The following is a 12820-nucleotide window of genomic DNA, read 5'->3' as shown; positions in this document are numbered from 1 at the left end:
CTTCGACAGGCTCAGACCGAACGGGATTTTGGAATGCTCAACTATGTCTTCTAGATTGAATCGCTACTCTAGCCGTACTTAAATTTTGGTGACTATCCAGGAAAAATGATTTGGATATTTCATAGAAACTATTTTCGGATGAGCATCAATGGGTTTTAATCTGTTTTTTAACTTCATTTGAATTTTCTGAAAACTCCACGTTGATTGCTCCAGTTTAGATGTAGGAGGCGATAATTCAAGATGCAAGAAAACCTTTATTTCATTAGCGCTGGAAAATGAATGCGCAATATTTTTCTCTGCTGTGTTATTAGAATTATTTTTCATGGGTAATATTGCGGACAAAGTTGAAATAACCTTATTCACAATAGCTTCAACTAAGTCATTTAATTTCAAATTTTCTGTATCTTGATATGTGTAATCCTTTATTTCTATTAAATACCCCGTATTATTATCAACCGCTAAAATATCAACTGCACTAATGCCATTTTTAATCTTGATAAAATGATTTCTGTAATACGGCGTATCATCAAATTTTATGGCTTCAAAATCAAAACTAAAAGACAGATTTCCTTCCTGAATAACAATCGACATCTAAGCTTCCTTCTTGCTTAAAAATCTGTCATCCTGCTCTAGCTCTTCATCCAGAATAACTATATCGTCCAAATATTCAAAGTCTTCGCTTTGGCTTACTTTAATATCGTACCCTTCAAAACCTAAACTAAAATACTTAACCTTATCTTCTTTGCTTCGTAGTATTTCCAACTCTTTAACCAAAAATAAACTATGAGTTGCAATAAAGACTTGCATTCCAGCGCGGCTAAGTTCGACTAAAACCTCGGCCATTTTTCTGATTAACTTAGGATTCAAGTTTGCTTCCGGCTCATCCCAAAAAATAATGCTGTTTTTATTCAATGAGCCATTGGCTATAAGTTGGGCAATCGTGGCTATTTTTCTCAAACCTTCTGCAATTAAAGCGATTTCCGTTTTATGCCCATTGGTGGACGCCAAATAAAACCTGCCACGTTCTAATAAAATTTTCCCTTCTAATATTTCTTCTAACATAGATAGAAGCTTGCTTTCTACTGGGTAAGATTCAATATTTTTTAAAGCGGATAATCCTAATGATTTTGCTAGATTGTAATATATTTGATCAAAAGATGTTTCTCTCGTCTCATATAAAGAAATAAATCCTTCATAGAAAGAAAGCATCTCTTTAGCTGGAATAAATATGCAACTTTTTTCAAAAAAATCTATTAATAGGCTTTCTTCTTCAACACCAATTTGATTGTAATCGGAAGAATAAGATTTAACTAAATTAAATGGAATAGAATATTTTTCTAAATTTATATTAATGGAACATTTATCTTCATGGCGACTAATTAAGTTATCCAATTCATCGGGCTTAAAAATACCCATTAAACTTATCTCAATGGCTTCGGATATGGCTTGCTCAACAAACATTTTCCTTTCATAATAGTCAGCATAAAAGTAAACAACGTGATTTATACTCATAATTATAGAATAAAGCAGTTTAAGTAAATGGCTTTTTCCCGTACCATTTTCACCAATAACTACATTCAAGCCATCAGAAAACTCTAAGCGTTCATTTTTAAAAACGGTAAAATTTCCTATAAAAATACTCTTAATTATTATATCGTTACTTATATTCGTTGTCTCAATTCCAAGCGTAATGGTGTCTATTAAATTATCGTCATTTACCTTTACAATTGTTTTTATATAGGAACCTTTTGCCGGAAATAAAACAGGTACTTTTAAAAGTATCCATTTATCAACAGCCAAATGCCTGCCGTCTTTCTCATTTCCACTGCATACACCGTAATGGGTAACGGTTGAATCTTCGGCCAACAATAAAATATCTTCAACCTCAACCCGATTAACGATGTCCAAATATTTGTCATCGTAGCCGTTTATCCATTCATCGTTATTGATAAAATCCGCTTTTTTATTTTCTCCGCCCCATTTTGCGCGAACTAACCAATAATTCATGATTTAACTCCAGGAATAAAAGGGGGACTATTCTTTTGACTCAAACAGCATGTGCGCCATTTTTTTTGCTTTGGTTTTTAAATAACCGACGTTGTCATCGTGAGCCACGGACTCAACCGGAATTCGGCCTGCCACGTTAATGCCGAGTTTTTTTAACTCTTCGATTTTATTGGGATTATTGGTTATCAACTCTATGGACTTTATGTGCAGGTTTTCCAACATTAAAGCGGCAATGCTGTACTCTCTTTCGTCGGCAAGATGCCCCAGATGGATATTGGCATCAACGGTATCCATGCCCTGATCCTGCAGGTTATAAGCCTGTAGTTTTTTCAACAAGCCGATACCTCGTCCTTCCTGGCGCAGATAAATCAATACACCGAAACCGGCTTTATTGATAAGTTGCAGCGCCATATCCAGCTGTTCGCCGCAATCACAACGCCTTGAACCTAAGACGTCGCCGGTAAAACACTCAGAATGAATGCGTACCGGCACATTTTCTTTGTCCGCAACATCGCCTTTGACTAGGGCGACATGCTCCTTTTCATCGATAGTATTGCTGTAGTAATGCAGGATAAATTCGCCGTGTTTGGTCGGGATCGGCGTCTGTACCAGATTTTCTAATTGTGGCTTCACGTAAATAACTAATCCAAAAATTCATTCTATTTTACCCAATTCAACGGCTAAGCCGTTAAATAATTCTCCTTTCCCTGGTGCTCTTGGCGATTGTTCCTGCATTGCTCTAGTAGCTACGTCGACGGAGAGGATCGATAAAGTCACTGAATTTTGGAGTGTGAGAACCTATCAAGCCGCTACTTTCTGGCTTCAATCAGCTTGATAATATCGCCACTACGTTCGTCGACATGCACCGAGGTAAATGCGCAGGCTTTAACGTTTTTAACGGTATTCCGGTTAATGTTTGCCCCAAACAGCCCGACAACAACCGGGTTAAGCAGGTTCATGACGGCGGCAATCACCGGATTTGAACTGACGACATGTTCCAGCAATAAGACCTGTCCGCCCGGTTTGCATACCCGGTAAAGCTCTTTTAAGCCCTTTACTGCCGACGGCACCGAACAAAAAACGAAGGAACAAATAACCGTATCGAAACTGTTGTCGGCAAAGCTTAACGACTGAATATCCATCAGTTCCAGCTCAACATGAATATTTTTCCTGTCGCGCTTGTCCGCCGCCCGTTTTAGCATTTGTTCGCTAAAATCGATCGCCGTTATTCTGGCATCCTTGGGGTAATAGTCAAAATTTTTGCCCGTCCCTACACCGACTTCAAGAATATGATGGCCTTCAACCTTAGCCCATAATTTTTTCCGCCAGCTTTTAAAAACAAGCCCTTCCATCACCGCCTCCATGCCCTCAAAATACGGGGCGATCCGGTCATATCGTTTTCTAATCACGGCACTGTCTGGCTTCATAATGGTTTCGGATAGTTAATCGGGAACTGCATAGTACAGCGCAAGCTTGGCGGTCATCAACAACAATTCTAAAAACCGCGGCTAGTCCACGAAAGGCACCACATAAATCAGTCTGTTGTATTTATCTATTCACCCTTTGGGCAACGGTCTACAACTTAGTACCTCTTTTGAAAATTTTCGTGCTTTTCGTGCTTTTCGTGGATGAAATGTTTTTTCTTGGTTTATGGATATTGCACCGGCACAGGCTCCAGCTTCCAGATATCCCGGTTATATTCGCTGATGGTTCTGTCCGTGGAAAATTTGCCGCTGTTTGCGCAATTTAATATGCTCATCCGGGTCCAGTGCTCTTTGTCCTGATAGGCGGCTTCCACACGTTTTTGCGTATCGATATAGCTTCTAAAATCCGCAACCGTCATCCACGGGTCATACCTGCTTTTAACGGATGCGATCAGGTCGTCGAATATCCCCGGCTCAAACTGATTAAAATGCCCGCTTTCGAGGAGATTCATCACCCGATGCAAATCTTCATCCTGTTCAATAATCGCAGCAGGATCGTAATGTTCCCGTCTTACTTCGACCTGTTCTTCGGTCAGGCCGAACAGGAAAAAGTTTTCATCGCCGACTTCTTCCCTTATTTCAATATTAGCGCCGTCCAACGTTCCGATAGTCAGCGCGCCATTCATCATCAGCTTCATATTACCGGTGCCGGAAGCCTCTTTGCCTGCGGTAGAAATCTGCTCAGAAAGGTCGGCAGCCGGGCAGATCATTTCCATCCCCGACACCCGATAATCGGGCAGAAAAAGCAGGGTCAACTTGTCGTCGAAATCGGGATCCGAATTGATGACATTGGCGACATTATTAATCAGCTTAATGGTTCTTTTTGCCATGGCATAACCGGGGGCAGCCTTGCCGCCGATCAACACGCAGCGCGCAACCCAGTTGGTGGTCTCGCCGCGTTTAATGCGGTCGTAAAGATGAATCACATGCAGCACATTTAAAATCTGCCGCTTGTATTCATGAATGCGCTTAACCTGTATATCAAACAACGCATCGGGATTTAAATGGATCTCCTGATATTGTTTTTTGTGTTCAACCAGGCGCTGCTTTGCGCTTTGTTTTATCTCGCGCCAACGATTTCTAAACTCGGCATCTTCGGCAAAAGGCTCCAGTTTTTTTAATTCGTCCAGATGGGTTATCCAGCCGTCGCCGATGGTTTCGGTTATTAATGCGGCTAACTCAGGATTGCACGAGGCCAGCCAGCGACGCGGGGTTACGCCGTTGGTCTTGTTGTTAAACTTGTGCGGCCATAAATCGTAAAAGTCGCGAAACAAGCCCTGTTGCAGTAACTGAGAATGCAATTGGGCGACGCCATTGATCGAAAAACTGCCAACTATCGCAAGATAAGCCATGCGCACCTGTTGCTCGGCGCCTTCCTCGATGATCGACATTCTACTCAATCTGGCTTTATCGCCGGGCCAATGCGCTGCGACTTCCGACATAAAATGAGCATTGATTTCAAAGATAATCTCCATCAATCTGGGCAACAATTGTTGCATCAGTTTAACCGACCATTTTTCCAGTGCCTCAGGCAGCAGGGTATGATTGGTATAAGCCATGGTCTGCCGGGTAATTTCCCAGGCCTTAGCCCATGACAGGCCGTGCATATCCATTAACAGGCGCATTAATTCGGCAATGGCAATGCTCGGATGGGTGTCGTTTAACTGAAAACAGTTTTTGTTGGCAAAGCTGCTAAAATCATGCCCGTGTTGCCTGACCCAATATGAGAGCACATCCTGCAAGCTGGCAGAGGCCAGAAAATACTGCTGACGCAGCCTCAACTCCTTGCCGTTTTCATTGGCATCATTCGGATACAGCACCATGGTAATGTGCTCGGCGATGACTTTAGAAGCCACCGATTCGGCATAATCGCCCGCGTTAAAGTCATCCAGATCAAACTCCTCAGTCGCCACGGCTTTCCATAAACGCAAGGTATTAACGGTATTGTTTTTAAACCCGGGTATCGGCGTATCAAAGGGGACGGCCAGCACGTCTTGGGTGCTGATCCAGCATATCCGCTGCTTGCCTTGTTCGTCGGTCTGTGTTTCGGTATGACCGCCAAGCTTAATGCGTAGTGCATATTCCATCCGCTCAATTTCCCAAACATTGCCGTAGCGCAGCCAGTGATCGGGCTTTTCGATCTGTTCGCCATTGACGATGGTTTGGGTGAACATGCCGTATTCATAACGCAAACCGTAACCTACGACCGGCAATTGCAGTGTCGCGCAACTGTCGATAAAACAGGCGGCCAATCGCCCCAGACCGCCATTACCCAAACCGGCATCGAGCTCTCTGTCAATCAGTTCTTCGATTTCAATGCCCAAATCATGCATGGCCTGGGTGGCTTCATCGGTTACGCCAAGATTCAGCATCGCATTGCTCAAGGTTCTACCCATCAAAAATTCCATGGACAGATAAAATACTCGCTTACTATCCGTTTTCATGTAGGTTTTATACGTGGCTTTCCAGCGCTCCACCAACCGGTCGCGAATTGACAGCGACAACGCCTCGCAAGCATAGAACGGCGATGATCGAAAACCCTCATTCCGCCCCAGAGAGTGGACGTAATAGCGTTTAAAGTCGTTAATAAAATCCTCTTTTTTTACTCCCAATTCAGGGACATCTGTAATGGAAGATATAGGCTTGCTCGTAACAAAGCGCTTATTAGGCATGGTTTACTCCAAGAACTTGAGCGAATAAGTTATTAATTAAGTACGATCTTTTATTGTTTGTTGGTGACGCGAGCCAGAATTTCTTGCCACAAGGCGTCGTAAGCGGCCAGAGATTGGCTTTTCTTGATATAGCCTCCCAGCGGCATACGTTCCAGGCCCATGCGTTCAATATCGCTGGCATAAGGAATGGCGGTTGTTAAAGTCTCAGGATAACTCTCACTCAGGTTCGCCATGATATCCCTGTGCATTTTTTTGCGCCGGTCGGCCATCGAGAAAAACGGAATCAGCGCCAGCTTATTCAAGTCATTATCTTCGATAAATTTTTCCAGTTGTTCCAGTGTTCTTAACGATAACGTGGTAGGAATTATCGGTGACAACACTATATCTGCGGCCTCAAAAACGGCTTCGGATAATAATGAAATGTTGGGCGGACAATCCAGAAAAATAAAATCGTATTCTTCTGCCAAGGGCTTCAGGAGTTTTTTAAGTTGCCGGGTTGGCTTTTTTTTGGCATCCAGAACCAAATCCAGATTTCTGAAAGAAAAATCGGCCGGTAATAAATCCAGATTTTCAAAATCAGTGCCTTTAATCAGGCCGTCCAGTTCGCGTTTCCCGGCGATTAGGTCTTTGCTGCCGCCTTTGATCTTGGGCTTGATACGAAAATAATAACTGCTGGCTCCCTGCGGATCAAGATCCCAAACCAAGGTACGGTAACCGTTGCGAGCGGCTGTGTAGGCCAGATTGACTGCGCTTGAGGTTTTGCCAACACCTCCCTTGATACTATAGACGGCTAATACATTCATTATATAGTCTCATACGTATACTGATAAAATTGGAACACGATAACACAACCACTGCTATTGGCAAGGCGTGGGGAGTGAGCGCAAATTCACCCCATCTTAGCCAGCTGTACACCGTTGCGATTGCCTTGTTTGACCCGATATAAGGCATCATCCGCCCATTTCATCAATTCTTTCCAGTCTGGCTTGGCTCCCAAAGAGCCTGCCACACCAATACTGACAGTGACCGGACGGGCTAATACCGGCCCCTGGAGCTGATTTTTTTCGATGGCGCTACGGATGCGTTCGGCCAACAACAGGGCCGTGGTGCCGTCTGTATTAGGGGCGATGACCAGAAACTCTTCTCCACCCAACCGGCAGACAATGTCGTTGCTGCGTGCGGTTGCCCGCATCAGTTTGGCAGCATGGGTCAGCACCTGATCGCCGACATCATGACCCAGCGTATCATTGACCGACTTAAAATGGTCCAAATCCAGCATTAACACACTCAACGGTTGCTTGGCGCGTAACGCGCCCGCCGACTCCTGTTCCAGGCGGCTCAATGCATAACGCCGATTGGGTAAGTTAGTCAGAATGTCCGTGTTCGCCATAAGCTTAAGACGACGGTTAGCTGCCGCCAGCTCGGCCGTATAGCGCTGGATGTCCCGACTCTCTTTTTCCAGTTCATGTTGCAACATAATGATACGCTGACCGGCCCGTAGGCGCGCCAGCAGCACACGCAGGCTGACCGGTTTGGTCACATAGTCGTCGATACCGGCATCGAAGGCTTCAACCAGAGCATCCTCATCTTCCGTGGAGGAAAGCATAATCAAGTAAATGTTTTTGCCAAAGGCCGATGCGCGTAATGCTTTGCAAAGGGCCAAACCATCCATGGGTTTCATGCGCCAATCGGTGATCACCAATTGCGGCCTGTGCTCAATCACATGCTTTAGCGCGGATTCACCGTTGCGACACACCGCAACCTGATGCCCCGCCGCTGCAAGCTGCTTGGAAAGACGTGCCAGCATCATCGGGTCGTCATCGACCAGCAACAACTCCAAGCCAGACAACGCCGATCTCAGAGTAGCGACAGTTTTTTGCCATGACTGGCGCGCATCCGTTTTCACATCACACACTTTCCCCAAGTCGTGCCAAAGCTCGATTATTTCATCGACAAACGTGAGCAGCTCAGCTTCGTCCAGAGCATGAAAACTGGCCTCCGCTGTTAACTCGGGCAGCAACCTGGCTTGATGGGCCTCATCAGCCACACAGTAGTTTCCGATCAATCGGGCAAAAATGAGTTGCTTGGCAAATTGATCAGTTCGATTAATGCCGGGTACTTTCGTCTCAAAGCTCAGTTTCAGGGCATCCAGAAATATCACCGGAAATCCCCAGTCTGCCAGCAATAGCAGGCTTAACGCGTTATGGTCGATGGCAAAATGCTCACGCTCCAGCTCAAGAAGCCGCCTGCCCTCTGCCGCGCCAAGGCATTCGCCATAGATCTCGGACCAAGCGGTTGCCAAAGCCAGGCTGCCGATTTCGCCAAGCAGTCCCAAGGTAAACGACTCTGCAGGCACCACGGTGACTTCCCGGGCGGTGATCGCCGAGATGGCCACCGACATCGCCAAGGATCTCGACCAGTACGCCTCGTAATCAAACCCCGGACAATGTCCCTTGCTGTTGCTGCCAATCAGCGAAAGACTCAACGCGAAGTTGCGCACTGTCTGCATCCCCATCATGATGACAGCCGTTTCCACATCGGCAATAGGCCGCCTAGCCCCGAAGGCCGCCGAATTGGCGAAACGCAAGATACGCCCGCTTAAAGCGGGATCGACTTTAATCAGTTGGCTGACTTGGTGCACGGTGGCATCGCTTTGCTGGACGAGTTGCATGATAGCCAATGCCGTACCCGACGGCGAAGGCAGGCGGTCGGCGGCTTTTAGTTCATTAAGGTTGAATTCAACATTCATTGCTTGTGCTCTTTTCTTACCTGCAGATTCTTAACTAGCTCCACCGTGGCCTGGGTCAAGTCACGGGTCATCAACTGCAAATCAGCGTCTACGGTATCGCCTACAGGACGTAGGCGAGGGGCGTGAGCACGACTGCCATGGACGCAGGAGGTAGAGCCATGCAGGAGCAATTGCCGAGGAGCGGAAGCTTTATGGGCAGCACGCTCCAGATTTACCGCAAAATTGATAACTTTTTCAGCGCAAAAATGTCCGGCCATGCCTTTCATAGCATGAGCCGCGTCGGCCAATGCAAGGAGATCGAAGCTGGACAGGGCGGCGTCCAAGTCCGCTAATTGTACTGGCGCCTCTTCGAGAAATAAATCTATCATCTCGACCAGTAAATCATTATCGCCATCCAGCCGTTTGAGTGCTGAAGATTCATCCCAACAAGCTGCTAACGTCACCCCGCCTTCGGTTTCCTCTTTTGTCAAACAGGGACTCAAGGGGATTTCGCTTTCAATCGTATTATCAAGTATCGGCGCAGCACACGGCATCCCCAGCCAGCGCTCTAAAACCGCTGCCAGCTCGGTTCGGCTGACAGGTTTACTCAGATAATCGTCCATACCTGCGGACAGGCACTTTTCACGCTCTTCTGCCAATGCATGGGCGGTAAGCGCAGCGATTGGCGTAGGTGAATTGCCTCCTACGGTTATTTCCCGTTCGCGCAAAGTGCGCGTGGCTTCATAACCATCCATGATGGGCATCTGGCAATCCATCAGCACCAGGTCGTAAGTCTGCCGTCCCAGCAGCTCAAGCGCCGCTTGCCCGTTATCGGCCAGATCTGGCTTAAGCTGGAACTTGGCAAGCTGGGAAAGTATCACTTTTTGGTTAACCTTATTATCTTCGACCACCAGTATCCGTTTGCCGCGGTAATTAAGCAGAACCTCTGTTACCTTGGCTGCTGGAGCGGTTTTCTGACCGGGAAGCTGTAATGCATCGATAACGGCATCAAAAAGCTGCGATTGCCGCACCGGTTTTAACAGGCTTTGTGCATACCCCAACGCCAGTCTTTCGACTTGTGCGCCTATGCTGCCTGAGGATAAAAGGATACGCGGCATATCGGCAATGGCGGGTTGTTCGATCATGGCGCGAGCCAGAGCGAAGCCATCCATGTCCGGCATTTGCCTATCCGACAGCAGTAAATCATAGGGTTCGTTTCGCAGCACCGCAGCTTCAAGTTCAACGAGGGCCGCGGGCCCGTTGTTTGCTTCGCTTAAAGTAAAACCCCAGTTGCTTAGGTAATGCGTCAAAACCATACGGTTGGTGGCGTTATTATCCACTATCATCGCACGCTTGCCGGCAAAGTCAGCTTGCGGGGACGGAGCATCGCTATCCATCGCCACCAATGGCAGAGTAAACCAAAAAGTCGAGCCCTGCCCCAGAGTGCTCTCAACGCCAATTTCGCCATTCATAAGCTCAACCAGATCCTTGCTGATCGATAGACCCAATCCCGTGCCGCCATAACGCCGGGAAGTGGAGCTGTCAGCCTGGGAAAAAGCAAGAAACAGGCGCTTTTGCGTCTCTGCAGTAATGCCGATACCGGTATCCACTATCTCAAAACGTAATGTGGGTGCGGCTTTAGCCGCGCTTGTCGGGTCTAAAGTCTCAGCCACAGACGACGCCGAGACCTTTACCGAGACTTCACCCTGTTCGGTAAATTTAACGGCATTGCCGATCAGGTTGGTCAACACTTGACGGATGCGCGTGGGATCGCCCTGCCAACGTAGCGGTACATTCGCCGGCAGAAAGCAGTTTAATTCCAGGCCATGGGCGTGGGCGCGGCCAGACAGCAGTGTGCAAACTTCTTCGACCAAATCCGGCAAATTAAACTCAATTTGCTCCAACTCAACTTTACCCGCCTCCAATTTGGAAAAATCCAGAATATCGTTGATGATGGTCAACAAGGATTCTGCCGAATTTGCTGCGATATGTATCAAATCCCATTGCTCGCGAGACAGTTGGGTGTCCTGCAAAAGATCCAGCATGCCCAATACGCCGTTCATCGGCGTGCGAATCTCATGACTCATATTGGCCAAGAACTCAGTCTTGGAATGGGCAACCTGCAAGGCGGCATCACGCACCCTTTTCAACGAGGCATTGGCCTGATGCTGAAGCAGCGTTAGCGCTATCATTTCGCCTACCTGCTCAAGCATGGCGATGCGGGACTTGCTCTGTACGGGATAGGGATCGGTAAAAACAAATAATATGCCTAGAATTTCCCCGCCGGAAGCTATGGGCACGATGTAATGACCGTGAGACGGCAGGTCATCGCAGAAGCAATCATCGACAACGGCCAGCTTTCTTGACACAGCGACTTGTCCGCACAGGCCCTCATGTAGGGGCGAATTCATTCGCCCAGAGCGAATGAATTCGCCCCTGCAGTGTTCAACGAACATTTCCAGAACATCACCATCCTGCGCCCGTAACAACACACCGCCTTGGCGTTGCAGGTTTATAGTCTTGAGACTGAAGAGAATATCCAGAACCTGAACAAAGCGTTGTTCCAGTGACAAGTTCTGATGAAGCACCTCGGAAATCGCCAGACGAGCGGCGGTATCGTCAGTCTCAATTTGCAAGGCCGCCTCCTCTGCGACCAGCTTGCTGACGTCATGCTGAATCTGTACATAACCGGACAGTGTGCCGTTTTCCATCAGAATCGGCGTAATATGGGTCTTGGCCCAGTATTCCAGCTTGTCCAGAGAGGCTTGTCCAGCGGGGCGCCTCCAATTTATAGTGTGGGGGCTCTTATTATTCGGCGTCTCACCCCTAATAATTCCCCCCCCACCGAGGGTCTTCTCAAATTTTTTTGGGCTTAAGTGTGTCGTTTCGCGGCGTCGGCATAGCAGTCTGCCTGACCAGGCTTGGCTACAACGGAGCCTGTTTTGCATCTCGGACAAAACTTGCTGATCGGCGGCAGGGCTGTCCAGCACAAAGGGTTTTTGTCTCATCAGCGCATCCTCAGTCCAGCCGGTGAACTGACAAAGCGCCGGATTGGCGTATTGGATGAGTCCCTCGGCATTGGTGATCAGTATCATCTCGCTGCTGGCGTCCAGCGCACGCTTTAACGCCGTCAGCTTTAGTTCATTGGCTTTTCGGGTGCTAGTATCCCGGCGTATCGAAATATATTGCTTAAGCTTGCCGGTTTTATCCGGCACAGGCGCGATCGTGCTATCCACCCAGTACAATTCCCCGTCTTTGCGCCGATTGCAAAATTCCCCGCGCCATACATGTCCCCCGGCGATAGTACGCCACATGTTGCGGATGTGATCCTGATCGTGATGGCCGGAATTGACGAGGCGATGATCCTGGCCGATAAGTTCATTCTGGGTATAACCGGAAACTTTACAGAACATGTCGTTAGCATAGACGATGCGTCCCTGAACGTCGGAGATGCTGATCAGCACATGATTCTCCAAAGTTTCCAGCAGCTCTCTATTGGATGTCGTCTGTTCCTGAGCGATCTGCAAGGTCAGCGGTCGCAACGCCAGAAACCACAACAGCGGTGTACTCAATGCCGTCAGTAAAATGGTGCCCAGAACACCATTTTGTGTCGACGCTAAGTCGATTCCCCATTGTTGGGTCGCATCAAGCAGCAACATGACCAACGTTTCGGAAAGGCTAATGACTGCAATGATGATGCCTAGTGAATAGAAAAAATTATGTTTCGAGTATTGCGGCGGCGACAATGGAATTGACATGAATCTCTTCTGGTTTTATCTGTTTATCACGCTGTAGGATGGGTAGAGGCAATAGCCGAAACCCATCAAACCGGACAACTATTAATGGATTTCACTGCGTTCTACCCATCCTACGCATTGTAGAGCATGCATCATTTCGGCAGTCATCGAAAATGGTCAGATGATTCAACT

The 12820-nt window shown here is 47.3% G+C and carries 8 protein-coding genes; all 8 read right to left on the bottom strand.

Features of this window, described 5'->3' with window-relative positions:
* Positions 1 to 78: 78 nt before the first annotated feature.
* The 8 genes from RW114_RS08570 to RW114_RS08535 all read right to left on the bottom strand — a co-directional run bounded on the left by RW114_RS08570 (position 79) and on the right by RW114_RS08535 (position 12649).
* Positions 79 to 591 (bottom strand): hypothetical protein, encoded by a 513-nt coding sequence (locus tag RW114_RS08570; protein ID WP_340122333.1) that lies wholly within the window; start codon positions 589 to 591, stop codon positions 79 to 81.
* Positions 592 to 2007: an AAA family ATPase gene (locus tag RW114_RS08565; protein WP_340122332.1), complete on the bottom strand. Its 1416-nt coding sequence runs from the start codon at positions 2005 to 2007 to the stop codon at positions 592 to 594.
* 27 nt (positions 2008 to 2034) lie between these two features.
* Complete coding sequence (ribA, locus tag RW114_RS08560; protein WP_340122331.1) at positions 2035 to 2640, bottom strand: GTP cyclohydrolase II; 606 nt, start codon at positions 2638 to 2640, stop codon at positions 2035 to 2037.
* A 176-nt stretch (positions 2641 to 2816) separates the two neighbouring features.
* Positions 2817 to 3434: a class I SAM-dependent methyltransferase gene (locus RW114_RS08555; RefSeq protein ID WP_340122330.1), complete on the bottom strand. Its 618-nt coding sequence runs from the start codon at positions 3432 to 3434 to the stop codon at positions 2817 to 2819.
* 221 nt (positions 3435 to 3655) lie between these two features.
* A complete protein-coding gene (locus RW114_RS08550; RefSeq protein ID WP_340122329.1) occupies positions 3656 to 6163 on the bottom strand; it encodes a glycogen/starch/alpha-glucan phosphorylase in 2508 nt (835 codons plus the stop codon).
* Between the two features lie 50 nt (positions 6164 to 6213).
* Complete coding sequence (locus RW114_RS08545) at positions 6214 to 6966, bottom strand: ParA family protein (RefSeq protein WP_340122328.1); 753 nt, start codon at positions 6964 to 6966, stop codon at positions 6214 to 6216.
* An 86-nt stretch (positions 6967 to 7052) separates the two neighbouring features.
* Positions 7053 to 8912: a diguanylate cyclase gene (locus tag RW114_RS08540; protein WP_340122327.1), complete on the bottom strand. Its 1860-nt coding sequence runs from the start codon at positions 8910 to 8912 to the stop codon at positions 7053 to 7055.
* A complete protein-coding gene (locus tag RW114_RS08535) occupies positions 8909 to 12649 on the bottom strand; it encodes a response regulator (protein ID WP_340122326.1) in 3741 nt (1246 codons plus the stop codon). Before RW114_RS08535 ends, RW114_RS08540 begins: the two co-directional genes overlap by 4 nt.
* Positions 12650 to 12820 lie beyond the last annotated feature (171 nt).

The sequence above is a fragment of the Methylobacter svalbardensis genome, assembly GCF_037671525.1.
In the GTDB taxonomy this organism is placed as follows: Bacteria; Pseudomonadota; Gammaproteobacteria; order Methylococcales; family Methylomonadaceae; genus Methylobacter_A; species Methylobacter_A svalbardensis.
The sequence above is the reverse complement of the archived record's forward strand: the minus strand, read 5'-3'. Positions and strand labels throughout refer to the sequence as shown.